General features: G+C 42.1%; 25 protein-coding genes and 2 tRNA genes. 10 read left to right on the forward strand and 17 right to left on the reverse strand.

Annotated features, from left to right (window positions below):
- Positions 1 to 55: 55 nt before the first annotated feature.
- The 7 genes from ACFOWS_RS04815 to folE form a co-directional block, all read right to left on the reverse strand.
- Positions 56 to 1,309, reverse strand: a complete 1,254-nt coding sequence (locus tag ACFOWS_RS04815) for an ATP-binding cassette domain-containing protein (RefSeq protein WP_379762829.1) — start codon at positions 1,307 to 1,309, stop codon at positions 56 to 58.
- A gap of 29 nt (positions 1,310 to 1,338) precedes the next feature.
- Positions 1,339 to 1,863 carry a GNAT family N-acetyltransferase gene (locus ACFOWS_RS04820; RefSeq protein ID WP_379762830.1) on the reverse strand — a complete coding sequence of 175 codons (525 nt, stop codon included), beginning with the start codon at positions 1,861 to 1,863 and terminating at the stop codon, positions 1,339 to 1,341.
- Entirely contained in the window at positions 1,864 to 2,346 is a 483-nt protein-coding gene (locus ACFOWS_RS04825) for a DUF192 domain-containing protein (RefSeq protein ID WP_366591147.1), read from the reverse strand.
- A 4-nt stretch (positions 2,347 to 2,350) separates the two neighbouring features.
- Positions 2,351 to 3,313, reverse strand: a complete 963-nt coding sequence (gene lgt, locus ACFOWS_RS04830) for a prolipoprotein diacylglyceryl transferase (protein WP_366591148.1) — start codon at positions 3,311 to 3,313, stop codon at positions 2,351 to 2,353.
- Between the two features lie 173 nt (positions 3,314 to 3,486).
- Complete coding sequence (gene yidD / locus ACFOWS_RS04835; RefSeq protein ID WP_366591149.1) at positions 3,487 to 3,714, reverse strand: membrane protein insertion efficiency factor YidD; 228 nt, start codon at positions 3,712 to 3,714, stop codon at positions 3,487 to 3,489.
- A 19-nt stretch (positions 3,715 to 3,733) separates the two neighbouring features.
- Positions 3,734 to 5,215, reverse strand: coding sequence for a cysteine--tRNA ligase (cysS, locus tag ACFOWS_RS04840; protein WP_379762831.1), 1,482 nt, complete (start codon positions 5,213 to 5,215; stop codon positions 3,734 to 3,736).
- 14 nt (positions 5,216 to 5,229) lie between these two features.
- Positions 5,230 to 5,910 (reverse strand): GTP cyclohydrolase I FolE, encoded by a 681-nt coding sequence (gene folE, locus ACFOWS_RS04845; protein ID WP_366591151.1) that lies wholly within the window; start codon positions 5,908 to 5,910, stop codon positions 5,230 to 5,232.
- Positions 5,911 to 6,042: 132 nt separating this feature from the next.
- Between folE and ACFOWS_RS04850 the strand changes: the two genes are divergently transcribed.
- Both ACFOWS_RS04850 and ACFOWS_RS04855 read left to right on the forward strand, forming a co-directional pair.
- Positions 6,043 to 7,854, forward strand: a complete 1,812-nt coding sequence (locus ACFOWS_RS04850) for a T9SS type B sorting domain-containing protein (RefSeq protein ID WP_379762832.1) — start codon at positions 6,043 to 6,045, stop codon at positions 7,852 to 7,854.
- Between the two features lie 116 nt (positions 7,855 to 7,970).
- Entirely contained in the window at positions 7,971 to 9,410 is a 1,440-nt protein-coding gene (locus ACFOWS_RS04855; RefSeq protein ID WP_379762833.1) for a T9SS type B sorting domain-containing protein, read from the forward strand.
- 55 nt (positions 9,411 to 9,465) lie between these two features.
- Here the strand turns inward: ACFOWS_RS04855 and ACFOWS_RS04860 are convergent, their stop codons facing one another.
- Both ACFOWS_RS04860 and ACFOWS_RS04865 read right to left on the reverse strand, forming a co-directional pair.
- Positions 9,466 to 10,965, reverse strand: a complete 1,500-nt coding sequence (locus ACFOWS_RS04860; protein WP_379762834.1) for an OmpP1/FadL family transporter — start codon at positions 10,963 to 10,965, stop codon at positions 9,466 to 9,468.
- A 38-nt stretch (positions 10,966 to 11,003) separates the two neighbouring features.
- Positions 11,004 to 12,320 (reverse strand): hypothetical protein, encoded by a 1,317-nt coding sequence (locus tag ACFOWS_RS04865; RefSeq protein ID WP_379762835.1) that lies wholly within the window; start codon positions 12,318 to 12,320, stop codon positions 11,004 to 11,006.
- Positions 12,321 to 12,415: 95 nt separating this feature from the next.
- Here ACFOWS_RS04865 and proS point away from each other — a divergent pair, with 95 nt between their 5' ends.
- The 4 genes from proS to rpsT all read left to right on the forward strand — a co-directional run bounded on the left by proS (position 12,416) and on the right by rpsT (position 14,483).
- On the forward strand, positions 12,416 to 13,891 hold the full coding sequence (gene proS, locus ACFOWS_RS04870) for a proline--tRNA ligase (RefSeq protein ID WP_379762836.1): 1,476 nt from the start codon (positions 12,416 to 12,418) through the stop codon (positions 13,889 to 13,891).
- A gap of 82 nt (positions 13,892 to 13,973) precedes the next feature.
- A tRNA-Glu gene (locus ACFOWS_RS04875) sits at positions 13,974 to 14,045 on the forward strand.
- An 81-nt stretch (positions 14,046 to 14,126) separates the two neighbouring features.
- Positions 14,127 to 14,198, forward strand: a tRNA-Glu gene (locus ACFOWS_RS04880).
- A gap of 33 nt (positions 14,199 to 14,231) precedes the next feature.
- Complete coding sequence (gene rpsT / locus ACFOWS_RS04885; RefSeq protein WP_207096905.1) at positions 14,232 to 14,483, forward strand: 30S ribosomal protein S20; 252 nt, start codon at positions 14,232 to 14,234, stop codon at positions 14,481 to 14,483.
- A gap of 72 nt (positions 14,484 to 14,555) precedes the next feature.
- Here rpsT and ACFOWS_RS04890 read toward each other — a convergent pair whose 3' ends face one another.
- The 4 genes from ACFOWS_RS04890 to rho form a co-directional block, all read right to left on the reverse strand.
- Positions 14,556 to 15,248, reverse strand: coding sequence for a hypothetical protein (locus ACFOWS_RS04890; protein WP_379762837.1), 693 nt, complete (start codon positions 15,246 to 15,248; stop codon positions 14,556 to 14,558).
- 99 nt (positions 15,249 to 15,347) lie between these two features.
- On the reverse strand, positions 15,348 to 15,908 hold the full coding sequence (locus ACFOWS_RS04895; RefSeq protein WP_379762839.1) for a hypothetical protein: 561 nt from the start codon (positions 15,906 to 15,908) through the stop codon (positions 15,348 to 15,350).
- A 129-nt stretch (positions 15,909 to 16,037) separates the two neighbouring features.
- The gene (locus ACFOWS_RS04900) at positions 16,038 to 16,712 is read right to left on the reverse strand and encodes a hypothetical protein (RefSeq protein WP_379762841.1); all 675 of its coding nucleotides are present in this window, start codon (positions 16,710 to 16,712) and stop codon (positions 16,038 to 16,040) included.
- Between the two features lie 132 nt (positions 16,713 to 16,844).
- Entirely contained in the window at positions 16,845 to 18,437 is a 1,593-nt protein-coding gene (rho, locus tag ACFOWS_RS04905) for a transcription termination factor Rho (protein WP_366587522.1), read from the reverse strand.
- A gap of 192 nt (positions 18,438 to 18,629) precedes the next feature.
- Between rho and ACFOWS_RS04910 the strand changes: the two genes are divergently transcribed.
- Positions 18,630 to 19,040: a DUF4293 domain-containing protein gene (locus tag ACFOWS_RS04910; protein ID WP_366587524.1), complete on the forward strand. Its 411-nt coding sequence runs from the start codon at positions 18,630 to 18,632 to the stop codon at positions 19,038 to 19,040.
- A 62-nt stretch (positions 19,041 to 19,102) separates the two neighbouring features.
- Here ACFOWS_RS04910 and ACFOWS_RS04915 read toward each other — a convergent pair whose 3' ends face one another.
- On the reverse strand, positions 19,103 to 19,597 hold the full coding sequence (locus ACFOWS_RS04915; RefSeq protein WP_379762843.1) for a metallophosphoesterase family protein: 495 nt from the start codon (positions 19,595 to 19,597) through the stop codon (positions 19,103 to 19,105).
- Between the two features lie 88 nt (positions 19,598 to 19,685).
- On the opposite strand from ACFOWS_RS04915, the gene truA reads away from it, so the two are divergent.
- Positions 19,686 to 20,438: a tRNA pseudouridine(38-40) synthase TruA gene (gene truA, locus ACFOWS_RS04920; RefSeq protein WP_379762845.1), complete on the forward strand. Its 753-nt coding sequence runs from the start codon at positions 19,686 to 19,688 to the stop codon at positions 20,436 to 20,438.
- Positions 20,425 to 22,197 (forward strand): ABC transporter ATP-binding protein, encoded by a 1,773-nt coding sequence (locus ACFOWS_RS04925; protein ID WP_379762847.1) that lies wholly within the window; start codon positions 20,425 to 20,427, stop codon positions 22,195 to 22,197. Before truA ends, ACFOWS_RS04925 begins: the two co-directional genes overlap by 14 nt.
- 3 nt (positions 22,198 to 22,200) lie before the next feature.
- Here the strand turns inward: ACFOWS_RS04925 and ACFOWS_RS04930 are convergent, their stop codons facing one another.
- Genes ACFOWS_RS04930 through folP form a run of 3 tightly spaced genes read right to left on the reverse strand, consistent with a single transcriptional unit; the run spans position 22,201 to position 24,628 of the window.
- Positions 22,201 to 22,965 (reverse strand): DUF3667 domain-containing protein, encoded by a 765-nt coding sequence (locus tag ACFOWS_RS04930; RefSeq protein WP_379762848.1) that lies wholly within the window; start codon positions 22,963 to 22,965, stop codon positions 22,201 to 22,203.
- A complete protein-coding gene (gene cdaA, locus ACFOWS_RS04935) occupies positions 22,965 to 23,750 on the reverse strand; it encodes a diadenylate cyclase CdaA (protein WP_366587535.1) in 786 nt (261 codons plus the stop codon). Before cdaA ends, ACFOWS_RS04930 begins: the two co-directional genes overlap by 1 nt.
- 44 nt (positions 23,751 to 23,794) lie before the next feature.
- Positions 23,795 to 24,628 (reverse strand): dihydropteroate synthase, encoded by an 834-nt coding sequence (folP, locus tag ACFOWS_RS04940; protein WP_379764474.1) that lies wholly within the window; start codon positions 24,626 to 24,628, stop codon positions 23,795 to 23,797.
- 96 nt (positions 24,629 to 24,724) lie between these two features.
- Between folP and ACFOWS_RS04945 the strand changes: the two genes are divergently transcribed.
- Positions 24,725 to 25,273, forward strand: a complete 549-nt coding sequence (locus tag ACFOWS_RS04945; protein WP_379762850.1) for a DUF1599 domain-containing protein — start codon at positions 24,725 to 24,727, stop codon at positions 25,271 to 25,273.
- Positions 25,274 to 25,374: the final 101 nt, after the last annotated feature.

Below are 25,374 nucleotides of genomic sequence, written 5' to 3' on the forward strand. Positions count from 1 at the left end.
AATAGTTTTAGATTACACCTTAAAAGGCCGTTTCATTTTCTCTTGGAGCGGCCTTTTATTTTTCATTGTGTATAATACCTATAGAGCCGTTTTCCGAAGGAATTAATTCAAAAATAAATTGGGGATTAAGCTTAGGTTCATCCCTATGCGAAACAAAAAGGATGGCCGAATCACTTTCTTTTGCGATTTTGTTCACCAAAGCCACAAACAAAGCCGCACTTTTATCATCCAGACCAGCGGTAGGTTCGTCCAATATAAGGAGAGGGGGGTGCTTCACCATGGCCCGCGCTGTCATTACCAATCGCTTTTCGCCAGAAGTAAGTTCACGGAAATGGGTGTCTTTTTTATCATGCATCCCTAGCAATTTTAACCATTGTCCAGCAAGGCGTCTTTCAGCCTGGGTTGGTAATACATATAAACCAATGGAGTCGTGAAGTCCCGAAATAATCATATTTTCCAAACTGTGGTAACCTCTAAACTTATCGGTTACCGAGGGCGTAAAATAGCCTATCCTTTGCTTGAGGTCCCAGACACTTTCACCGCTGCCTTTCTTTTGCCCGAATAAGGTAAGGTCCTGTCCATATCCTTTATGGCTGTCTCCCGTGATCATGGACAACATGGTGGTTTTTCCACTGCCGTTGGGGCCTATCAATTGCCAAAACTCGCCTTGTTTTACAGACCAATTAATATCCTTTAAAACTTGCCGACCATTAAAACTTACCGATATATTGGTGAAATTGACCAATTCGGTACTTTCTTCTTTTATGGGATTGATGGGGGCGGGGATGGTGCCTTTAAATTGTGGGTCATCATGACGGTTGGCTTCCCAAAATGCTTCCGGGGATGCATATTTTTCCAATTCATTTCCGTTCAGTTTGAAGAAATCGGTGGTCACAGGGAGTATATCACCCAATCGACTTGTAAAATGTACCAAAGACCTCGACTTTGAAATTTCAGTTAATTGCTCTTTCAAACTTTCTTGGGTGGCCACATCCAAATTGTCAAACGGATTGATGAGCACCAAAAAATCAGGCTCTTGGTTTAACAAATAATTGAGCAGCGCTTTCTTTTGCTCGCCGCTGCTCATCGTTTTTAAGGATTGGGGAGTGTCCTTTGTCAGGATTTTTAGGTCATGTCGGTCTTCTTCATCCATAAACCGCTCAATCTCCGACCTTGAAAACAGAAGTCCTCTCTTATTTTGTAGAAGCTTTAGTTCATCTATACTGATGTTGCCCAAAAGTTTGGCAACAAATTCTTGGGTCTGCGATGTGTTGTTGGTAAGAATCGCGTAGTTTTTGGGCTGGTCCATGCGAAGGAAAATATCCCCTAAAATTACAATTATCCTTTAGTAACTCTAAAAATATGGACAGGATTATCCTTGTAATCGGTGGTTTTGTCCAAATACATCCCATTTTTTAGCGCAACTTTTTGGGAGGGTATATTGTCTACATGGATGATGGAAATCAAAGAACCTGAAAACTTATTTGCGAAAGCATACTCCTTACATTTTTGGGCAGCCTCAAACGCATAGCCTTGCAACCAAAATTTGGGCAATACCGAATAGCCAATTTCCAATTCTTCCACATCATCAACCACTTGCACCAAGAGCCCACAAATCCCTACCAGTTCACCGGTTTCTTTTAAGATCAGCGCGTTCATGCCACCCAAATCATTTTCGTAACGCTCAAAAATTCGGTTGAATTGGGTATGGCATGCTTCAGTAGGGTCGGAGGGGAGTCCTTCCCAGAATTGAGTGGATTTCGGGTTGCGGTAAAAGGGTAACCAATCATCAAAATCCGAAGGTGCTATCTTTCGGAACAGTAAACGTTCCGAGCTTTCATTTTCCAGCAGATATTTTGACATCTAATTTCGGGTAAAGGAAATACTATCGCCCACCTGTAATCCCATTTGGTCAGACAGTCCGGCATTGATTTCCAACACATATTTTACCGGGGCATTTGAAGGTAGACTGTTTTCATTAAAGGGTTCCGCATTTTTTTGGAAGCTTGCGATTTTCTGATTGGCATCAATGTAAATGATATCCAAAGGAAACTCCGTGTTTTTCATATAAAAGGAATGCATGGCTTCCTCAGGAAAAATGAACAACATCCCCTGATTTTTTTCCATGGAAGACCGGTACATAAGGCCTGTTTGGGTTTCATACTCGGTATCCGCAATTTCAATATCAAAGTTTGAAACAATGGAATCCGTATCCTGTTTAAATATGGACAGGTCACCTTCTTTTTTAAATGCAATGGTTTCGGTCTTGATTTCACGTTTGGATTCCGTTTTGCATGCCAAAAACATAAAAAATGAAATGCAAACAAGGATGAAAATGTTTCGCATGATGTTATGCTTTTGACTTTATTGGCCGGAACATAAAGTACAGCCCAATGATGACCATGGGGATACTCAACCACTGTCCAGTGGAGAGAAGGCCCAAGGATTCTTCGAAGCCACCTTGACTTTTCTTGAAGAATTCCACTACAAATCGAACTGCAAAAAGGAGCACCATGAACAACCCAAAAAGATAACCTGTTTTATCCTTTTTATCGGTTTTCCAATACAAAAGATATAGGGTGATAAAGACAAAAACATAACAAATGGCCTCGTACAATTGTGCTGGATGGCGAAACGGAATCGACTCCAAAATAGAGGTGAAATCAGGATTATGTTCTATGGCCTTGTACGCCGCGTTTTCAGTTTGTTGCTTGGTCAAAGCCATGGCTTTGTAGGCCGGCATGTCGTCAGAATCCCGAATAAATCGAGTGGCCATAAAAAAGGACTCGTCAACGGTTTTTCCATTGATTTCGGAGTTGAAAAAGTTCCCCAAACGTACAAAACAGGCTCCAATAGCAGATGGAATCACCAATCGGTCCAACAACCAAAGCATGTTGATGTCTTCCCATTTTCTACAGTATAACCACACGCCAATTATGGCAGCGATGGTAGCTCCGTGACTGGCCAACCCGGTAAAACCGGTGAATTCATACCCATTGATGATTCCAAAAAGGGATTCGTTTGCATTTTCTCGGATGGGCAACAGAATTTCCACCAAATGGTTTTGATAATACGCCCAATCATAGAAGAAAACATGACCTAAACGTGCACCGAGCATAATGGAGACCACGGTGTAAATGAATAGGGAGTCCAATTTTTCCATGGACTTTTTTTCATTTTGGAAGATTTTCTTCATGATGAACCAACCGACCACAAAGGCGGCAATCCAAAGAAGATTGTAATATTTTATCTGAATAAAACCCAATTTAAAAAGGGTGCCTTCGGGGTTCCAGTTAAAGCCTAGGAAATACATCTATGTAAATTTTTGGACTAATATAACTACTTTGAATGGTTGGGCCGTTGGATTGTTGCATTTTTGCATTTTTGGTTACTCTTAACCTTTCTGAAACCATTTTGCACTTGCACTTGAAACGTGTGTTTGAACTTGTTTTTTGAACTTGCACTTGTTTTTTGCACTTGCATTTGTCAAGGCACAGGATCATAACCACTTCCGCCCCAGGGATTGCAACTGGCAATTCTTTTTATAGAAAGCCAACCTCCTTTAAAAAGACCGTGTTTTCTAAGTGCTTCCAAGGTGTAGGTAGAACAGGTTGGAGAGTATCTGCAGGTAGCCGGGAGATAGGGTGAAATAAGGAGCTGGTAGCCACGGACCATAAAAACAAAAGGGGCGATAAGAATCTTTTTTAGTGACATTGTTCCCCCATTATTCTGTTTAATTTATACTGAAGGTAGTTCCGTCCTTTCCATCCTTTAATTGTATTCCAAGCGCGGTCAATTCATCCCGAATCTTATCTGAAGTGGCAAAGTCCTTATTGGCGCGTGCTTCATTTCGCAATTGAATGAGAAGTTCCATGACCCCTTTTAACGCATTGGAGTCGTCTTTGGCCATGGATTGGCTTTCAATACCCAAAACATCATAAACAAATGCTTGTAGGGTGTTTTCCAGCTCAGTTTTGTCCTCTTGTGTGATATTTTCCTTTCCTTCCTTTATCAAATTGATGTGTTTAACGGCATCAAAAAGATGGGCAATAAGGATTGGTGTGTTGAAATCATCGTTCATGGCATCATAGCATTTCTGCTTCCATACTGCAATCTCAAATTCAGATTTTGACCCAGTTTTGAGGGTGTCGAGACTTCCCATGGCATCCATCAATCGGTTATACCCTTTTTCGGAGGCTTGTAAGGCTTCATCGCTCAAATCCAAAATACTGGTGTAGTGGGCCTGCATCATAAAAAAGCGAACCACTGCCGGTGAGTAGGCTTTGCTCAGAATATCGTTGTTGCCACTGATAATTTCTGATGGATAGATGTTGTTTCCTGTGGATTTGGACATCTTTTTTCCATTGAGTGTCAGCATGTTGGCGTGCAACCAATACTTCACCGGTGAATGTCCGGTACTGGCTTCGGCCTGTGCAATTTCGCACTCGTGATGCGGAAATTTAAGGTCCATTCCTCCTCCGTGGATGTCAAACGTTTCTCCCAAATATTTGGTGCTCATGGCTGTGCACTCCAAATGCCATCCGGGAAAACCATCGCCCCAAGGGGACGGCCAACGCATAATGTGCTGGGGTTCTGCCTTTTTCCAAAGTGCAAAATCCTGTGGATTGCGTTTTTCATCTTGTGCGGTAAGCTCACGGGTGTTGGCGATCATATCTTCCAACTTTCGTCCGCTGAGTTTACCGTATTCATGGTCCTTGTTGAACTTGATCACATCAAAATAAACAGAACCATTGGCTTCATAAGCGTATCCTTTTTCAAGAATCTCCTTAATGATTTCTATCTGTTCAATGATATGACCTGTGGCAGTGGGTTCAATGCTTGGAGGCAATAAATTAAACTGCTGTAGTGTATTGTGAAAATCCACGGTGTAGCGTTGCACCACTTCCATGGGTTCAATCTGTTCCAATTTTGCTTTTTTGGCGATTTTGTCCTCGCCATCATCCGCGTCATTTTCCAAATGCCCGGCATCGGTAATGTTGCGGACATAGCGCACTTTGAACCCCAAATGTTTAAAGTACCTAAAAATCATATCGAAGGACATGAATGTGCGGCAGTTGCCCAAATGTACATTGCTATACACGGTTGGGCCGCATACATACATCCCAACATGGCCTTCATTTATGGGTTGAAAATCCTCTTTTTTTCCGGTAAGTGAATTGTGTACTCTAAGGTTTTGGTCCTTGTAAAGTTGCATTGAAAAATGTGGCGTTAAAAGTCGGTATCCAGATTGATGTAGTCCAAAAACTCCCTCCGTATGGCTTCATCCTTAAATTTCCCTCCGTATTCTGCGGTAACAGTGCTGCTTTCAATATCACGGATACCGCGGGAATTTACACATAAATGTTTTGCGTCAATGACACAGGCCACATCCTCGGTTCCCAGGACCTGTTGGAGTTCTTTTACAATTTGTATGTTCAACCGTTCTTGTACCTGAGGACGTTTGGCGTAATAGTCAACCACACGGTTCATTTTGGAAAGACCAACCACAGTACCATTGGAGATATAGGCAATATGGGCTCTTCCAATGATAGGCAACAGGTGATGTTCGCAAGTGGAGTAGAGTACAATGTTCTTTTCCACCAGCATTTCACCGTACTTGTATTTGTTTTCAAAGGTGGATGATTCTGGTTTGCGCTTGGGGTGCAATCCGCCAAAAACCTCTTTCACATACATTTTGGCGACCCTTTTTGGGGTTCCTGCAAGACTGTCATCGTCCAAATCAAGACCGAGGGTCAACATAATTTCACGGACATTTTTCTGTATCCGTTCAATTTTTTCCTCGTCGCTCAACACAAAAGCATCTTCCCTTATAGGGGTCTCTGTTGAAGAGCCAACATGATCGTTGCCCCTTTCCTCATACTGTTCTTCCAAAGCCTGCTCTAATTTCATAGCTGTTTCTTCAAGACAGCAAAGATAACATTAATGAACGATTTAACATCTGGTATGGTGAGTTTGACAACATAAATTATTGTTAAGGCAAGGGCCTCACTATTTTTATAATGCCCAAACCTACAGTCTTTTATGGTAAAATTGGTGACAAGAACTTTAATCTTATGCCTTTTTTGGCAATTTTCACATGCCCAGGTTTCCCAAGAATGTGCCAATGCTATACCTATTTGTAGCAACACGCCAATCAATGGGGGTACCAATGGTTATGGGGTTGACGATTTTAATGGTGCTAGTTCCAGTGGGTGTTTGGAGCAGACGTTATCTGGATCCATAGAATCCAATTCGGCCTGGTACCGATTCAGGACCGCAGCTTCGGGGCAGTTGGGTTTTAATATTGGGCACAATAGTAACGAAGACTGGGATTTTGCACTTTATCGCGCTTCTGATTGTAACATGTTAGGTGAGCCCATTCGTTGTAACTTTTTCGATAACAGTGAAAACAAAAGCTTTATTGGAGTGGGGGTGGACCCTACCGGAGATGAAGATTCCGTACATTATGAAGATTGGCTTCAGGTAAATGCTGGTGAGGATTATTATCTCCTTATCAACAACTTTAGTAATGTGAACTCCGGTTTTTCCATTCAATTTACCGGAAACATATGGATTACCAACCCTAATGATGCCTTGGATTGCTCCATTATCAATAACCTTTTGGGGCCACCCATAGCCGCTTGTGAAAATGATCCTGTAGTGTTGGATGCCGCCACCTCTGGAGCTATGAGCTATGAATGGTATAGTGATACAGGAAGCGGGTTCCAACTTATATCTGGAGCCACTTCTTCAACATATTCTGTTCCATATTCGGCACAATATCGTGTTGTGGTCACAACGGGGATGGAAACAATCATCAGTGATGTTCAAGTTGGATTTACGCCCACGCCCACTACAGCTACTATGGCCGATACGGTTTATTGCCATGTCCCCAATATAGTTTTTGACCTTGGCACTAAGGATGCAGAGGCATTGGGTTCCCAAGATTCCAATGATTTTATGGTCAGCTACCATAGTTCTCAAGCGGATGCCAATTTGGGAATCAATCCACTTCAAAAACAATATGAAAAAAGTCCTGGACCGGAAACCATTTATGTACGGACCACTTCTTTGGCGAATCCAGATTGTTACGATGCTTCACAAAATTTTGTTTTGGATTCCATTGAAACCCCTGAAATTACCTTTGATGAGGAAGCGGTTATATGTGAAAGCTTGGGATTTGTTGAAATTGGTGAGACCATGCCCAATCCTGCATTTACCTATTTGTGGAGTACCGGGGAACAATCGCCCAGCATTATGGTTTCTGAGGAAGGTGAATATACCCTTACCATAACCAATACGTCAAGCAACTCATCTTGCGAGGTCACCAGTACAATTGCAGTAAGCATGTCCACTCTACCTAGCATTGCTGATGTGGCCATAGACATACAAGATTTACGAACCAATAATATGGTTACCATCATCACAGAAGGGAATTCTGCAAATTTGGAATACCGAATGGATGATGGAGCCTATCAATCCAGCAATGTGTTTGAAGGCGTTACCCCGGGAAACCACAGGGTATACTTGCGCGATATTTATGGTTGCGGCGAAGTGGAGGATGACATAGTGGTGGTTGGTTTTTTGACCTCTTTTTCACCCAACGGCGATGTCCTTAATGAAAGCTGGCAAATTGAAGGGCTTTCTGAACTCAATTCTCCCATTGTTACCATTTATGACCGCTATGGAAAATTGATCAAGCAGATGACCGAATTTGATTCAGGGTGGGATGGTAGCTTCAACGGAAAACCGCTTCCGTCTACAGACTATTGGTTTAAACTGTCCTATATAGATGACGATGGTGTTCGCGTAAATGCCAAATACCTACAGAGCCATTTCTCCTTGGTTCGATAAGATGGCATGCAGTTTATCGATTAACTGCATATTTTTTCGTCCAGCGTATACTAAAACCATGGCGTAGGGAGTTATACAGGTTAGAATATAGAATAACCTTATAGCCCCAAAATTCTATGAGAGCTCTATTAAGTGCTATCTGTTTACTTCTGTTTACCATTGTAGCGAGCGCTCAAAACTCCCCAGATTGTAGAACTGCCATTCCTGTTTGTGCCGATGCTCCTATCTTAGGAACCACTGATGGAGGGGGTGATATCGACGATTTTGACCCTGAGGTGATTACCCAGACCGGTTGTTTGGAAAAAGGGAGCAATAGTTCTGCCAATATAGAGAACAATACAGCATGGTATGTCTTTAGGGCCGGAACCGATGGACAGATAGGATTTGATATCGAAGCGCTTCCCGGACCAACCGGAGTGGTGACTGCAGAATGGGATTTTGCCTTGTATGGACCCTTTGATGAAACCTCTGGGCAGACGTTTTGCACCATTATTGGGGATGGAAGCGCCCAACCGATTCGATGTAACTACGAAACCAATGACACCAACTTTACTGGAATGGGCGTAAATCCGGTGGATGGAAGAGTGGGGGCTCCTTTTGTAAAGCAGAGCCAGAACACTTATGATGAATGGTTGGACGTTACCGCCGGTGAAATATATTACCTCTACATCAATAATTACAATACCAATTTTGATGACGACCCAGAATCTTTTGAGTTGACCTTTACCGGAAGTTCCGTTGATGCCGATCAGGACAATGCCTTGGATTGTACGCTTCGAGATCAATTTTTAGGATTGGATATTGTAGCCTGTGAGGGTGATCCTGATATTGTCCTCAGTGCCCTAAATTCTCCAGCCGGCCCAAATATTGCTGATATCACTTGGGAATTGGATGCAGATGATGACGGAACCTACGAAACGGTTCTTGCTACTGGGGCGGGGCAGACCGAATGGACGGTTTCCAGTCCAAACTCTGGAAGGTATAGAGTGACTATTGAATCCACCTTTGGAAATACCATTCAAGATGATATCCTCATTACTTTTTATGGAATTCCAGAACTGGATGAGGTACGGGTCTTGGATGATTTGGTCAATAGTGATCAGACGGACCCCTATAATATTGAAATTGTTCCTGTGGGTGATGGCGACTATGAATATGCCATCAATGGTGGGGAGTTTCAAGATGACCCTATTTTCATGGATGTGCCTCCTGGGCTCAATACAGTTATCATTAATGATAAAAATGGTTGCGGCACCAGTGAACCCTTTGAGTTTTTAGTAGTGGGTTACCCTAAGTTTTTTACGCCCAATGGAGATTCATTTTACGATACATGGAATGTTTTTGGCATTGAGGAATTGAACAATCCTGTGGTGTATATTTTTGACCGCTATGGAAAATTATTAAAGGAATTAGATCCCAGTCTTGGGTGGGACGGCACCTATAATGGCAGGGACCTGCCTTCTTCAGATTATTGGTTCCGGTTGGACTACGACCGAGATAATAGCGGGGTAATTGTGGCGCGTTCGGTACGTAGGCATTTTTCTTTGGTGCGATAGTAAACAAAAAAGGCCAGAATTTCTTCCGACCCTATTTTTAGTATTCTTTTTTCGATTAAAATTTAAAGGTGTACCCCAATGAGATGTTGGTATTGATTCGGTTGACCATAGCGGCATTGTCGATGCCTGAGTCAAAAAAGAAAGCATTTACATCCTGCTCTGTTCTGCTGAAAGCCAAATCCAGTCGGCTTCCGCCAAAACTATATCCAACACCTCCAGAGAACCCGTTAAGGTCACCTACCAGGTCGCCATCTTCATAAGGACTGCTCTCAAAGCGATATCCTCCTCGTAAGCTTATTTCATCAAATCGAATTTCCCCACCCAAACGATACGTGTTCACCACACCCAACGTGCTGGCGATAAAATCATTTTCAGCAGAAAAATTAGGGTCCGAAGCAGGCCTAAGCTCCGCTTGCGACATATCTTGATAGCCATAATCAAAGCTCAAAAGGCCATCTTCACCAAAAACCACGGCAACACTTCCGGTCAGTTTTCCCGGAGTTTTGATTCGGTATTCCTCATAAAGGTTCACAATGCCAAAATCTATGAAGTTGATGTCAGAAACCGCAAGGGTAGAGTTGATACGTTGTGAAAAATCGTCGGTAAGTTCATACCAAGTGGGCGACTGATAGCTACCCCCCACACGGACACTTTCATTCAATTTTGCTATGGCTCCTAAACTAAATGAGAACCCATATCCTTCAGTGTACAATAGATTGTCAAAAGAAGTAAATTGAACAGGTGAATCTTGGTTATATCCGCTTTCATCCAAAAAGCTTATACGCTCATAGACAACACTATGGAAATTCAAAGAAGCCCCTAAATAGAGATTTTCTTCGTATTGACTGGCAAAGTTCAGGGTAAACTTACTGTTGTACCCCGAGGTTCTCTGTAAGTACTCTTGATTGACACTATTGTAATCGGCATTTGAAAAATAAGAGGTATTGGTATCATCGTCCTCTGTAGGTTCAATAATACCTGCCTGAAAACCAAGAAACGCCTGCTGTGCTCCAAAGCCAAGGCTTGATCCGATATCCAAATAAGCTTCTTCTATAAACTCACCTTGCTGCACGCGTAGTGGACCCAAGGGTTCTCCTTGGGCAAAGTTCAAAAAGTAATTGTCAATACCCAGTGCTGTATTCCCTGCAGCGAAAAACTCGTTGTCAAAGTTTTGTACCATGTCATAGTTAAAGGCAAGTGCGATTTTCTTCCAAGGGCTATTGTTGGATTTAAAAACAAGAACTCCTCCCACCTGATTCAGCTCTAATGAGTTGAGCGTTGTGTTGCTGACGCTGTTTCCAAAAAGGGCATCATTGTTCCTATGATAATTAGACCCTGTGACACTTAGTTCACTATAATTGAAAACCGCAGAACCCGCAGGGTTGACGTTGAGAGAGGACAGATCGCCCCCCAATGCTCCAAATGCACCGCCCATGGCTTGGAACCGTGCGGTTCCTATTGTATTATCCGTGCTATATCTTAGTACGTCATCAATGTTCTGGGCGCTTGCATATACGCATACCAATGTCATGATGAGAGTTGAAATTCGTTTCATTTCCCGAGATTTAGTTTAACGTTAAAATTAGAGGAATCTTAGTTTCTTCCGTTACCTCTTCCACCCCTTGAGGAGCCTCCAGATCTACTGGCACCAGAACTTCTGGAGCCACCACCAGAGCTTCTGTAACTTCCGCCTGAGCTTCTGGAACTTGACCCACTGCTTCTGTAGCTTCTAGAGCTTGAACCACTGGAAGAGCGACTATAGTTGCTTCTACTGGGTGTTGACCTAGGTGAAGATTGATAGCTTCGTGTGCTTCTGCCCGAACTTCTGTATGTGGGTGAAGAAGAACTTCTGTTCACACTGCCACTCCTACTTCTGCTATAAGAGCTATTGCTTCTGGACGAAGGCGATGTACCGTACGAACGATATGACCTGGAATTGCTGTTATAGTTAGGTGAGGTACGTGTACTTCTACTTGATCTATAATTTTGATTTCTGGCGACAGCATCTGCACTAACAGCTCTTCTTGCTGTAGTTCCATTGCTATATGACCTTGATGTTCTTGATGAAGACCTAGCCACCGATCTATTGGAACGTCCGCTATCCGCCCTATATCTGGAGGTATAACCGCTATTTCTAGAGGCTAAGTTAGACCTTCCTCTAAGTGAAGTGCCAGGAATTCTGGAATCGCTGTATCCTCTGCGACCACGTGTAACGGCGTAGTTTCTTCCGTAATAGTTGTTGTAATAATAGGGATTCCAACCCCAATTGTTCCAGCCCCAACCGAGACCTCCCCAGCCCCAATTGCCAGCATAGCCCCAACCCCAATAGGGATTGTTCCAGCCGCCGTAGAAGCCACCCCAGCCCCAACGGTTCCATCTCCAAGGGTTGTTCCATCCCCAGCCGAGACCTCCCCAGCCCCAACCGGCATTCCATCCCCAACCAGCGTTCCAAAGCCATGGGTCGTTCCACCCCCAACCTAAGCCACCCCAGGCCCAACGGTTGTCATATACATTAATGGAAACATTGGTAGGATTGTCTCCCCAACCGGGATTACCGTTGTAATTGTTGTTGTAGGCAAAATAATCGGTTTGTTCACCGTAAGGAATGGTGTCATTTTGTGATTGACTTGAATAGCTGTCAACATCGGTAAAAATCTCATCATCTAGAATTTCTGCATATTCATCGGCCTTTGCGCCGAAATAATCACCATAGATGTTGCTTTCTCGTTCTTCAATTCGAACGGCCTCTACAGATTTTTTTTCCACATGGACCACTCTATTGCCGCTGGCATAGATGCCATCATCATAATAAGAGGCTTGCTGGTACGATCCACATGAAGCCGCAAGGAAAGCGGCCACAAGGAGTATGGCAAAAACCTTAAATTTTGGAAGGGGTGTAGACTTTATCATTGTGCAATTTTTATTGTTGAACATACTAAAAATAATTAGTTTTACCGAATTATTCTTGCTAATAAAAACACAAGTTTTGTGCCAAACTACAGTAGATGGGTAAAAATTTAACAAGTCGAGCCGAAGATTATTCCAAATGGTATAATGAACTTGTCGTAAAATCGGATTTAGCTGAAAATTCAGGAGTTAGAGGTTGCATGGTCATAAAACCCTATGGATACGCCATATGGGAAAAAATGCAGGGCCAGTTGGATAAGATGTTCAAGGAAACAGGTCATGAGAATGCCTATTTTCCACTTTTTATTCCAAAATCGTACTTGAGCAAGGAAGCCAGCCATGTGGAAGGTTTTGCCAAGGAATGTGCCGTTGTAACGCACTACCGTCTAAAGAATGCCGAGGATGGAAGTGGTATTGTAGTGGATGAAGATGCCAAACTGGAGGAGGAGCTGATCGTTCGCCCTACATCAGAAACCATTATTTGGGATACGTATAGAAGATGGGTGCAATCTTACCGTGATTTGCCCATTTTAGTAAATCAATGGGCCAATGTGGTCCGATGGGAAATGCGTACACGACTTTTCTTGCGTACTGCAGAATTTTTATGGCAAGAAGGCCACACCGCCCACGCTACAAAACAGGAGGCAGTCGAAGAAGCTGAGCTTATTATGAACTTGTACGCGGAGTTTGCCGAAAAACACATGGGGGTTCCTGTGATCAAAGGAACCAAAACGGAGAGCGAACGTTTTGCCGGAGCAGAAGAGACGTATTGCATTGAGGCCTTAATGCAAGATGGAAAGGCGCTTCAGGCTGGTACATCGCACTTTTTGGGCCAAAATTTTGCCAAGGCGTTTGATGTGAAATTCGCGAACAAGGAAGGGCAACAGGAATATGTTTGGGCAACCTCGTGGGGAGTTTCCACTAGACTGATGGGAGCTTTGGTGATGACACATAGTGATGATAATGGATTGGTGCTCCCTCCTAATTTGGCACCGATTCAGGTGGTGATTGTGCCCATATACAAAGGATTGGACCAATTGGATGCCATTTCTGAGAAAGTGGAACCCTTGGTAAAGGAACTTCGTGCTAAGGGTCTTTCCGTAAAATATGACAAAAGGGATACCCATAAGCCAGGTTTCAAATTCAATGAATACGAATTAAAAGGGGTTCCGGTGCGTTTGGCCATTGGGCAGCGCGATTTGGAGAACGGAACCTATGAGGTGGCCCGAAGGGATACGCTTCAAAAAGAATCGGTCAAGGCAGATGAGGTTGTGGACAAAGTGGTCTCCCTCATGGATGAGATTCAGGAAAATATTTTCAACAAAGCCTTGGCGTATAGGGAACAGCATGTTACCGAAGTTGACTCCTACGAGGATTTTAAGCAGGTGATTGAAGAAAAAGGCGGATTTGTATCCGCACATTGGGATGGTACATCGGAAACCGAGGATAAGATAAAAGAGGAGACCAAAGCAACCATTCGCTGCATTCCTTTGGACGCAAAACAGGAAGATGGAAAATGCATGGTGACCGGAAAGCCATCCACCCAGAGGGTGTTGTTTGCAAAGGCCTATTAAACAGTGTGCCAAAAAATAAAAATTACTGTTGCAAGACTTAAAAATAGTTGTATTTTTGCATCCGCAATTGTGCAACCTTAATGGCCCGTTCGTCTAGGGGTTAGGACGCCAGGTTTTCATCCTGGTAACAGGGGTTCGATTCCCCTACGGGCTACGAAGAAAGTGTGAAGGTTAAAATACGAAGTTTGAAGTATTGAATTCGTCCTTTGTCGTTTTAACTTCGTACTTAAATTAAGGCCCGTTCGTCTAGGGGTTAGGACGCCAGGTTTTCATCCTGGTAACAGGGGTTCGATTCCCCTACGGGCTACAAAAAAGAAATTTGAAAGTATAAATTAAGACAATGGCAAATCATAAGTCAGCATTAAAGAGAATCAGAAGAAACGAAGCGGTTCGTTTGCGTAACAGATATCAGCACAAGACCGTGCGTAATGCCATCAAAAAATTGCGCACCGAGGAGGACAAGAAAGCTGCTGAAGCCTTGTTGCCCACTGTGGTTGGGATGATTGATAAACTGGCGAAAAAGAATATCATTCACACCAATAAAGCCGCCAACTTAAAAAGTAAATTGATGAGCAAGGTTGCAGCAATGTAATCCCTTTGTTCCTTTTAAAATATGAAAAGCTCCATTTTTGGAGCTTTTTTTGTTGGTGCGAAGTTGATGAACCTACTGAAAATCCCTCCTTCTGTGGAACAGCACCCCTACCAAGAAAGTTCCGTATAGTACAAAGATGAGGGCAATTAGCCAGTCATGTAAATGCAGTTTCGTATATAAGTCCGGCCCCAAATACAGGAACAATAAAGTGAATGGAAAATAAGCGTAGAATATGCCCAACCCCACACTCGTCCAAAACATTAAATTGTATCTCAGCGATTTGAAACTGTGCCACTCAAATTTTTCCTTAAAATATAAAGCTATCACCGACAACAGAATCAACGCGGAAATGAGCTCTGCAATGTACAAATGGGAGTAGTTGGGATTCTGAAAGAACAAACTGATGAGGAAACTTGCCATACTCATACATCCTCCATACGTTACCCATTTTTTGTGTTTTTCAGAGCTTAAAACATTCCAGTAGATGTAAAAGAAGTACATATATGTGACCACGGAATAGATATTGTAAATGATTACGTTGTACCAGTGGTACCTATCATCAGATACCAATTGAAAGCTATCTGTGTACTTCACCAAATACCCCAACAACTCGGTAAGCAGGGTATACATAAGGTAAATGGGGTGGTATTTTAAAATAGTATCATAATAGGTGCGGTACTGGATAACCGCAATCAGCCACGTGATAAGATAAAAGGGGAGAATTATAAAATCCGTATTTAAAGTTTCTAAGATTTCCTCTATCATCTACACTTTGGTGGTTTGGAACTAAGAAAATGGTATTTAGGTTGAATATATAAAAAAAGCCCCAATGTTTGGGGCGTTAATTTTTAAGGGTTCAGCGTTTTACCGAAAGGCTTGTCTCTTTCCAACCAAAAGACCAATAATAAAACAGCCGTACATTACACCGATCATGGAGAGCAAAATTCGTCTAAAATAGAATTGTACCTCAATGCTTATATTTCCAAAAATCAGAAATAAAGGGAAGATACTATAAAAGGCAAACAGACCAATACTTACCCAATACATTAAATTTTTCATTTGGGAGAACATACTTTCTTCTGATTTTTTCTCCAAAAAATAAAAAAGAAGAATACCGATTAAAATGAGTGATCCAACTACATGGGCATAACTTAACCGGTTGTGCAATGGATTGGTTATAAAAGAATTAATTACATAGGCCAAAACACAAAGATAACCTCCATACTTCACCCATGTTCTATGAGATGCTTTTTTAAGAGTTCTACGGTAGACACGATAGAAAAATAGAAAGAAAATCAATTGGTACACATTGTATATGATTACATTGTGCCAAGCATATCGATCATCAGAAAAAAACAAAAAATCATCATTGTACTTGATAAAATAGCCCAGCAGCTCAGTAAAAAAAGTGTAAATGATAAGCATGGGAAGGTACTTAAGGGGTGTATCAAAAAACCTCTTGTACCTAAAAACCGCAATTATCCAAGTGATTAGATATAGTGGTATGTAAAAATGCTCTGTTAAGAGTCTGACTAGCTCTTTAGGCATCACTTTTTAAAAATCTCCATCAGGTGGGGGTCCTGAGGAACCGTGATTCTTATTGAGACTTTTGCCATCTTGTAACATTGCAGACGTTGTAATATTGGGTACAAAACTTGCATAGGATTTCTCCTGATTTTTTGCTGTACTACCCACTGCAGTTTGGCCAACGGCATCTTTAATGAGTTTTGCCTTACCGTCCCCTCCAATATAAAACCCATAATCCTTGCCGTCAACCTTCATGGTGGGCACAATAAATATGGAGTTTTGCCTAGGGTGTACAATTTTGTTTCCATCTGGGAAATCGGTTTTATCTGGATAGTTGGCAAAATAAAAACGTAAGGAAGAAATATCCACTTGCGCCTCCTTGGCCTCTTGTTCAATGTAGGCCATATAGTGTTTCATGTCAGCGTAGGTAAACGAAGTGAAACGCGCAGCTTCAAACTTCTTTTCTGGGCTCCGCTCAGCCTCATACTGCTGGATAATCTCTAAACGGTTTTTGGTGTAATTGTCATAAAGGGACTTTGACTCTTCCAAAGAAATAATGCCCTCCGGGGGTGATACCCTTTCTTGTTCTACAGCAGCTTTGGATTCAACGGGTTCTTCTTTTTTAGGACCTTGTTGGCATGCGCCAAGCGTAAATAAAAAAGCACCAAGCAAGATGGCGGCAACTTTTTTTAGGTTTTTCATAGTTGAAGTGTTTTAAAGTTCGGTTTTGAGGAAACTGATTTAAAGATAGGTTTTTTCTTTAATACTATTCAAGAAAAAACCCTTTGAAAAATTCCAAAGGGCTTATAATTAACTGTAAATCAATTAATTGATTTATTCATTCATTGTAAGTAAAAACTCTTCGTTGTTTTTGGTCTGTTTGATGCGCTGCTCCATAAATTCCATGGCTTCAACAGGATTCATATCTGCCAAATACTTGCGCATAATCCACATGCGTTGAATGGTATTTTCATCCAACAATAGGTCGTCCCTTCGCGTAGAAGAAGAAATAAGGTCGATGGCAGGGAAAATCCGTCGGTTGGAAATTCGTCTATCCAACTGAAGCTCCATGTTGCCCGTACCCTTAAATTCTTCAAAGATTACCTCGTCCATTTTTGAGCCTGTTTCTGTCAAAGCCGTGGCAATAATGGAAAGAGACCCTCCATTTTCAATATTACGGGCCGCACCAAAGAAACGTTTTGGTTTGTGCAATGCATTGGCATCCACACCACCACTCAATACCTTACCGGAAGCAGGTTGTACAGTGTTGTAAGCACGAGCCAAACGAGTTATGGAATCCAAAAGGATGACCACATCATGGCCACATTCCACCAAACGTTTTGCTTTTTCCAAAACGATATTGGCCACACGAACGTGTTCCGTAGCTTCCTTGTCAAACGTAGAGGCAACGACCTCACCACGCACATTACGTTGCATATCGGTAACTTCTTCAGGGCGTTCATCAATCAAAAGAATGATTTGGTACACCTCTGGGTGGTTGGCTGCAATGGCATTTGCGATATCTTTCAACAACATCGTCTTACCCGTTTTTGGCTGGGATACGATCATGCCACGCTGTCCTTTACCGATAGGGGAGAAGAGATCCATAATCCGTGTGGAAATGGTACTCTGCCGTTCCGCCAATTTAAATTTTTCCTTTGGAAACAAAGGCGTAAGGTGCTCAAAGGATACACGGTCACGAACCACTTGAGGGTCCAGGCCATTAATTTTGTTCACTTTGATCAGTGGGAAATACTTTTCACCCTCTTTTGGAGGTCTAATGTTGCCTAAAACCGTATCACCTGTCTTCAATCCAAACAATCTGATCTGCGACTGCGATACATAAATATCATCTGGTGAAGAAAGGTAATTGTAATCAGAAGAACGCAGGAATCCATAGCCATCCTGCATGATATCCAATACACCTTCACTCTCAATAATGCTGTCAAACTCAAACTCGGGCTCCTTATATCGGTTCCTCAAGTCCTTGTCAAAATTGCTATTCTTTTTGTCGTGGCCACCACCTTTTTGGTGCTGGTTGTTTCTTTTGGTGTTGTTTTGGTTCTGATTCTTTTGGGAGGTATTGGATTTGCTCTCCTTTTTCTGGGGCTGTTGTGCCCTAGAATCTTCTTTTTTCTCGTTGGAATCTCCCTTAGCTTGTGTGTCTGCCGTTTCAGGAGCCTTATTTTTTGGCTCACTCTTGGGTCTTGGGGTCCTTTGTCGTTTTGGTTTTGGTGCAGGGGTTCCGTTGTTCTGTGGAGCTGCGGCACTTTCTGCCACGGCTTTTGGGTTGGAAGCTTGGACGTCCAGTATTTGGTATACAAGGTCCAGCTTTTTCAAAGATTTGAATTTGGGAACATTAAGATCCTTGGCAATTTCTTGCAACTCAGGAAGCTTTTTAGCTTTTAGATCTGAAATCTCGAACATTAAATAATGAATAAATTAAACGTGTCTTAATCTGAAAATATTGAAGTAAAGTTATTTGAGTGCTACTGGAGGAAAGATTTCCTAGGTAAGTGCTTCGATAATAACGTCACAAGTATACAAATTATTTTTCAAGAATTACGCCTCATTTCTCAAAAAGACGCCTATTTTTGCGTTTTGAAATCAATTTGCACAATGATTCAACGAATTCAGACGTTTTTTTTAGTGGTTGTTGCCCTTTTAACAGGTGTGCTGCCTTTTTTTCTGAATTTATGGATTGATGTGGACGGAAAAGAAATCTACGCCGAAAACGAACTTTGGATCAGTATTGCATTTTACGCATCCGCAGTTTTGGCGGTGTTTTCTATTTTTATGTACAAGAAGCGACAAAATCAATTTGTGGTAAACAGGTTGAATATGATATTGAATCTTTTTTTACTAGGATTTTTCGTTTATCGATCGCTAAGCTTATCCGGAGAAGCTGTTGTTTCTGAGAAGGGTATTGGGATGCTGATTCCTGTATTTTCTATCGTTTTTCTGGTCCTGGCCAACAGGGCTATCAAAAAGGATGAAGATCTTGTAAAATCTGTTGATCGCTTACGTTGAACCTAACATCTTAGTAGTATTAGTGCGAAAAAACCCTGGCTTTGGCCGGGGTTTTTATGTTTTTACCGTTTTCCGAGCTCCACTACTTCCAAATCGGATATGTTTTTTCCATCAATCACAAACCGTAGCATGGTTCGCACCTGATGAAATCCGTGCTTTCCGCATGCGCCTGGATTCATATGGAGCAAGCCCAGTTTTTTGTCGTTCATCACCTTCAGGATATGTGAGTGCCCAGAAATAAAAAGTTTCGGTGGATTCATTCTGATGTCGTCTCTCACCCTAACATTGTAACTGCCCGGGTATCCGCCAATATGGGTAATCCAAACATCGACCCCTTCGCACATAAACCGATTGTGTTCCGGAAACTCTTTTTGGATAACATGGTCGTCAATGTTCCCAAACACCCCTCTGACCGGCCTCAAAACCTTTAATTTATCGGTGACTGAAAGGTTGCCAATATCACCTGCATGCCAGATTTCATCGGCCAGGGCTGCGTATTTTAAAATGGTGGAATCTATATGGCCATGGGTGTCTGAAAGCAATAGAATTTTGGTCATAACGCTAAAAATATGCTAAAAAATAAAGGTTGGATTCCTGTTGGGAGGGATTGAATTATCTTTAACGACTTAAAAATAAGGAATCCCATTGAGATATTTTATCCAATTTTCCTATTTCGGGAAAGCATACCACGGATGGCAGAACCAACCCAACGCCTTAACCGTGCAAGAGGTATTGGAGAAAGCCCTGTCCACGCTATTGCGACAAAAAGTGGAAGTCGTTGGTGCCGGCAGGACCGATACCGGTGTGCACGCCAAGGAAATGTTTGCTCATTTTGATTTTAATGAAATTGAAGATCTAGAGGAATTGGTCTACCGCTTAAATGCATTTTTGCCCGAAGATATTGCAGTTCAACAGATTTGCAGGATGTCTCAAGAGGTCCATGCCCGGTTTGACGCGCATGAACGTACCTATGAATATTGGGTGTTTCAGAAAAAGAATCCTTTTTACGCAGATTCTGCCCATTTTGTGAAATATCCATTGGATTTAAAAGCCATGAATCAAGCAGCATCCCTTTTACTTGAACATTCAGATTTTGAATGTTTTTCCAAATCCAATACAGATGTGAAAACCTATATCTGTGATGTTCGGCATGCCAAATGGGAGGAAAAGGAAGATAGATTGGTTTTTACTATAACCGCGGACCGCTTTCTTCGGAATATGGTACGGGCCGTGGTGGGAACGTTATTGGACGTAGGTGTGGGCAAAATGGCTCCAGAAGAAATCCATACCATCATCGCAAGCAAGAACAGAAGTGAAGCCGGGGTATCTGTCCCCGCAAAAGGATTATATTTGACCAAGGTTTTGTATCCAAACGAAATATTTGATGAGCAAAAGTGACGAAATAGGCAAAGCGTTTGATTATCGGTTGTTCAAACGGGTCTTTGCACATACAAAGCCCTACAGGCTTATTTTTTGGGTGGTGGCCATTGCTGCCATATTATCCGCTGGCTTTGCTGTGGGAATCCCTATTTTGGTGCAGGACATTATCAATGAAGCCTTGGACAGCAAGAACTCACAAGCCCTGTTTTCAGCTGTAATGTTGATGTTGGGTCTGCTTATCGGGCAAGTGACCATGCAGTTGGCTTTTAACTACTATGCAAACCTTTTGGGGGAATCAGTAATTAAGGATATTAGAGTAAGGCTCTTCCAAAAAATGATGAGCTTTAAAATGACCTATTTCGATAATTCATCCATTGGTGTTTTGGTAACGCGCGCCGTAGCTGATATGCAGCGCATCGGAGAGATTTTTAGTCAAGGCTTTTTTATGATTGTGGCCGATGTCCTCAAGATGATTTCAGCCGCTATCATTATGACTATCATGAATTGGAAATTGGCATTGATCGTATTTGCCATTCTTCCAGTGATCTTGGTCGCGACTAGATTGTTCCAACAGGCCATGAAGGTAGCTTTTGTCGAAGTTAGGGCACAAGTGTCCAACCTCAATTCCTTTGTACAAGAACGTATAGCGGGAATGAAAATAGTTCAACTATTCAACCGAGAGGAGATAGAGAAGGAAAAGTTTCGTGTAATCAACGAAAAGCATCAAAATGCCTGGTTGAAAACAGTCTGGTACAACTCCATATTTTTCCCCATTGCCGAGATTTCCAATTCCATTGGAATAGGGTTAGTGGTTTATTTTGGGGTCATCCAAAACATTGAAAATATAGGTCTGGAGAATAAAGGAGCCATCGTAGCCTTTTTCTTTTTGATGGACCTTTTGTTCCGTCCACTTCGTCAGATAGCGGATAAGTTCAACACCTTGCAAATGGGAATGGTGGCGGCCAACCGGGTTTTCAAGATTTTGGATACCGATAGCCACATTGCGGATGAGGGTTCCTTGGTAAGAGATGATGTGAAGGGCGATATTGAATTCAAGGATGTGCGCTTTGGATATATTAAGGACGAGGAAGTACTGCATGGCATTTCCTTTAAGGTGGAAGCCGGCGAGACTGTCGCTATTGTGGGGGCCACTGGAGCCGGAAAATCGACCATCATCAACCTGCTCAACCGTTTTTATGAAATCAATTCAGGCCAAATTTTGATTGATGGGGTCAGTATTCATGATTTCACCCTGCAATCCCTTCGATCACATATTGCGATTGTACTGCAAGATGTCTTTCTTTTTGCCGATACCATTGCCAATAACATATCACTCCGTGACAAAAACATCTCCATAGAAGAGATTGAAGGGGCAGCCAAACAAATTGGGGTGCACGATTTCATCTCAAGCCTACCGGGCGGCTATCAATATAATGTAAAGGAAAGGGGAACCATGTTGTCCAGCGGACAGCGTCAATTAATTGCCTTTTTGCGCGCCTATGTGAGCAACCCCAGTATTTTAATATTGGATGAGGCCACATCTTCAGTGGACACTTATTCAGAACAATTGATTCAGCAGGCTACCGACAAGATTACCGAAGGTAGAACGTCCATCATTATTGCCCACCGTTTGGCCACCATTAAAAAAGCCAGTAAAATTATTGTTATGGATGAAGGGCAGATTGTAGAAATTGGAACCCATAAAGAATTGCTGAAAAAAGGCGGGTACTACAACGACTTGTACACGGCCCAGTTTTTGGAAGAGGAAGTAGCCTGATTCTCATGGTCTAAAATCCTCAAGGGACAGCCGTCCGGTGGTCAAAGAAACTACAATGATCAAGGTTCCAATGACCATCATGAGCAGAACAAAGAGAAAAAGGTATACGAAACCACGGAGAAAAGTACTCCAAAAACCGATTTTGTATATTTTTTTGAACACATAGAATTGGTAGGATATGGTTAGAAGCAAGAAGGACCAAGTGAAAAGGTCATATCTAATGTCTGTCAATCCAAATAGAGGTAGGGAAATAATCACCTGAACAAAAGAAACCTGCCCAGTGATATAGGCATTGGCAACTACATGCTCGGTATAATTCAATTTTTTTTTGTCAAAAAAGAGAAACCAGGTCATTAAGGCATATGCAGGAACGATCAAATAAGTGATAAGACCTTGATAGTCGAATACAAAATCCAGATTTGGTGTTTCTGAATTATTTGAAATGGTACCCCTCAAAAGGTCAACATGGTACACCTTTCGAAGCACATAAAACAGAACTCCGACCAGCGTTATGGCAATGGCAAAATAGCTAATGGGATTCATGTATTTTTTTCGGGTTCCCAAAATGTAACCGTTAATGACGGATTCTGGTTTGGTGAAGAGATGCCTAAAGGTTTTAAGTAAGGTATTATCAAGATTAAAGACTTGAACACTTAAATCTTCCCAGACATTTTTTAAAGTAAGCCTTTTGCGAATGACCTTACCGCCACAGGTGGGACAAAAACTGAAGTCTGACCTTAGGCTGGTATGGCAGTTCTTACAATCCATTACTCCAAATCTTTCTTAATTTGCTGTGAGAGTTCCTCAAAGGTCTTAAAGGGAACAAATTCCCCATTCTTGATATATGAAATAGACCCCGTCTCTTCACTGACCACAAGGCAAATAGCATCCGTTTTTTCGGTGATACCCACAGCTGCTCTATGACGCAAACCAAATCGGAGGGGAATGTTTCGGTCATTGGAAACAGGCAAAATCACCCGCGTAGCGGTAATAAAATTATCCTGAATCACCGCAGCCCCATCATGTAATGGACTGTTTTTAAAAAATATACTTTCCAAAATGGGTTGTGTGATTTCAATGTTCATGGCATCCCCAGTGGATTTTATAAAGTCCAGGGAGTTATTGCGCTCTATAACAATGATGGCTCCGGTCTTGGTACTTCCCATTCGTTCACAAGCTCCAACAATTGCCTCCACGTCGGTAACGGTAGGGACAGCTTCTTGCTTTAAAAATTTAAAATGACGAATGAAATTCCGTTTGGAGGCAAAATTGGTGGAACCGATCATCAGTAAGAATTTCCGTATCTCTTGCTGAAACACAATAATCAGAGCAATAAGCCCGATGTTCATAAACCCACCGACCATGCTGCTGATCATTCTCATTTGAAGTAGTTCCGTGAGCTTCCAGAGTGCCCAAACAATAACGATACCAATAAAAATATTGATGGCCACCGTGCCTTTGACCAGCTTGTAGATGTAGTAGAGCAGCGCGGCCACGAGCACAATGTCGATGATGTCTGTGATTTTAAACTCGAGAAAATTTAAAAATTCCAACCGCGGTGTTTTTGTAAAATTAGCAAAAATAGAAGAACCAAAAATTATAGTGCGTTCGCTTTTAGCACTTCCACAAGTTTAATGCATTCCACAGCTTCTTTTACATCATGTACGCGTAAAATATGGGCTCCTTTTAAAAGTGCAATGGTATGTAAGGCGGTGGTCCCGTTCAAGGCCTCTTTTGGATTTGAGTTCAAGATTTTATAGATCATGGATTTTCTGCTTAACCCAATCAACAAAGGAACTTCAAAAGTCTTGAAAAGGTCCAAATGTTTCAAAAGGGTATAGTTCTGCTCAGTGGTTTTTGCAAATCCAAAGCCAGGGTCAATAATGATGTCGCTTATTTTTTTGGATGTGGCATCCTTCATTTTCTTCGAAAAATAAAATCGAAGGTCTTTGATCAAGTCTTCATAAACAGCCTCTTTTTGCATGGACTGCGGAGTTCCTTTCAAATGCATCATAATATAAGGAACCTGATATTTGGCCACTGTGTTGAACATTTCGGCATCTAAATTTCCTGCAGAAATATCGTTGATGATAGCCGCACCGCGTTCCAGACTTTTTGCAGCGACCTTGCTCCGGAAGGTGTCCACCGAAATCAAAGTGTCCGGAAAATGCTTCAAAATCAATTCTACAATGGGAAGCATGCGTTTGAGCTCGTCATCTTCATCAACATGTTCAGCCCCAGGCCGGGAACTGTAAGCACCCATGTCGATGAAGGTAGCACCATCTTCGAGCATTTTCTCAACTTGTTTCAGAATAGCGACTTCGTCCTTATATTTTCCACCATCGTAAAATGAATCCGGGGTCAGGTTCAGGATGCCCATTACTTTTGGGGTTGATACATCTATAAGTTCACCTTTGCAGTTTATGGTCATAAAGAATACCTGCTTCGTTTGTGTTTCATTATCTTTGACGAAGTGCTTTTTTAGCACGCTCATTTGGACGAAATTTACGCAAATTAGCAACAATACATGCAGCAGACTTCCCAACAATATGATGCGGTGATCCAAACCTCCCGGGAATTGTTTTTAAAAAAAGCGCAAGACTATGGTACCGCATGGCGTATTTTGCGGCTTCCTTCCCTTACCGACCAGATTTTTATAAAGGCACAGCGCATCCGCAGCCTGCAACAGAATGCGGTTCGAAAAGTGGACGAAGGGGAACAATCCGAGTTTATTGGAATCATCAATTATTCCATTATGGCGCTCATACAAATTAAAAAAGGAATTGTGGAGCAACCCGATTTAACCGCTGAAGAGGCCATTGCCCTGTATGATGAAGAAGTGGCCCTCACTAAAAAGTTGATGGAGGATAAAAATCATGATTATGGAGAGGCTTGGCGCGATATGCGGGTGAGTTCTTTGACCGACCTTATTTTACAGAAAGTCCTTCGGGTAAAACAAATTGAGGATAATCAAGGAGCCACTTTGGTAAGCGAAGGCGTGGATGCCAATTATCAAGATATGGTCAATTATGCAGTGTTTGCGTTAATACATCTATCAGCAAATCCCAAACCGTAGAATGCCACTACCTATGGAGATGAATACATTTGTGAAAATTAGTGGGATTCGTGTCAAACCAAGTCGGTATTGTTGTTTAAGTTGTTGGAAGTTGAAATTTT

This window comes from Flagellimonas marina (genome assembly GCF_042651185.1).
Classification (GTDB): domain Bacteria; phylum Bacteroidota; class Bacteroidia; order Flavobacteriales; family Flavobacteriaceae; genus Flagellimonas; species Flagellimonas marina.

Coding starts and splice junctions, on each gene's coding strand:
- ACFOWS_RS04815 (WP_379762829.1), bottom strand. CDS start 1,309: ATGGACCAGCCCAAAAACTACGCGATTCTTACCAACAACACATCGCAG.
- ACFOWS_RS04820 (WP_379762830.1), bottom strand. CDS start 1,863: ATGTCAAAATATCTGCTGGAAAATGAAAGCTCGGAACGTTTACTGTTC.
- ACFOWS_RS04825 (WP_366591147.1), bottom strand. CDS start 2,346: ATGCGAAACATTTTCATCCTTGTTTGCATTTCATTTTTTATGTTTTTG.
- lgt (WP_366591148.1), bottom strand. CDS start 3,313: ATGTATTTCCTAGGCTTTAACTGGAACCCCGAAGGCACCCTTTTTAAA.
- yidD (WP_366591149.1), bottom strand. CDS start 3,714: ATGTCACTAAAAAAGATTCTTATCGCCCCTTTTGTTTTTATGGTCCGT.
- cysS (WP_379762831.1), bottom strand. CDS start 5,215: ATGCAACTTTACAAGGACCAAAACCTTAGAGTACACAATTCACTTACC.
- folE (WP_366591151.1), bottom strand. CDS start 5,910: ATGAAATTAGAGCAGGCTTTGGAAGAACAGTATGAGGAAAGGGGCAAC.
- ACFOWS_RS04850 (WP_379762832.1), top strand. CDS start 6,043: ATGGTAAAATTGGTGACAAGAACTTTAATCTTATGCCTTTTTTGGCAA.
- ACFOWS_RS04855 (WP_379762833.1), top strand. CDS start 7,971: ATGAGAGCTCTATTAAGTGCTATCTGTTTACTTCTGTTTACCATTGTA.
- ACFOWS_RS04860 (WP_379762834.1), bottom strand. CDS start 10,965: ATGAAACGAATTTCAACTCTCATCATGACATTGGTATGCGTATATGCA.
- ACFOWS_RS04865 (WP_379762835.1), bottom strand. CDS start 12,320: ATGATAAAGTCTACACCCCTTCCAAAATTTAAGGTTTTTGCCATACTC.
- proS (WP_379762836.1), top strand. CDS start 12,416: ATGGGTAAAAATTTAACAAGTCGAGCCGAAGATTATTCCAAATGGTAT.
- rpsT (WP_207096905.1), top strand. CDS start 14,232: ATGGCAAATCATAAGTCAGCATTAAAGAGAATCAGAAGAAACGAAGCG.
- ACFOWS_RS04890 (WP_379762837.1), bottom strand. CDS start 15,248: ATGATAGAGGAAATCTTAGAAACTTTAAATACGGATTTTATAATTCTC.
- ACFOWS_RS04895 (WP_379762839.1), bottom strand. CDS start 15,908: ATGCTTATCATTTACACTTTTTTTACTGAGCTGCTGGGCTATTTTATC.
- ACFOWS_RS04900 (WP_379762841.1), bottom strand. CDS start 16,712: ATGAAAAACCTAAAAAAAGTTGCCGCCATCTTGCTTGGTGCTTTTTTA.
- rho (WP_366587522.1), bottom strand. CDS start 18,437: ATGTTCGAGATTTCAGATCTAAAAGCTAAAAAGCTTCCTGAGTTGCAA.
- ACFOWS_RS04910 (WP_366587524.1), top strand. CDS start 18,630: ATGATTCAACGAATTCAGACGTTTTTTTTAGTGGTTGTTGCCCTTTTA.
- ACFOWS_RS04915 (WP_379762843.1), bottom strand. CDS start 19,597: ATGACCAAAATTCTATTGCTTTCAGACACCCATGGCCATATAGATTCC.
- ACFOWS_RS04925 (WP_379762847.1), top strand. CDS start 20,425: ATGAGCAAAAGTGACGAAATAGGCAAAGCGTTTGATTATCGGTTGTTC.
- ACFOWS_RS04930 (WP_379762848.1), bottom strand. CDS start 22,965: ATGGATTGTAAGAACTGCCATACCAGCCTAAGGTCAGACTTCAGTTTT.
- folP (WP_379764474.1), bottom strand. CDS start 24,628: ATGACCATAAACTGCAAAGGTGAACTTATAGATGTATCAACCCCAAAA.
- ACFOWS_RS04945 (WP_379762850.1), top strand. CDS start 24,725: ATGCAGCAGACTTCCCAACAATATGATGCGGTGATCCAAACCTCCCGG.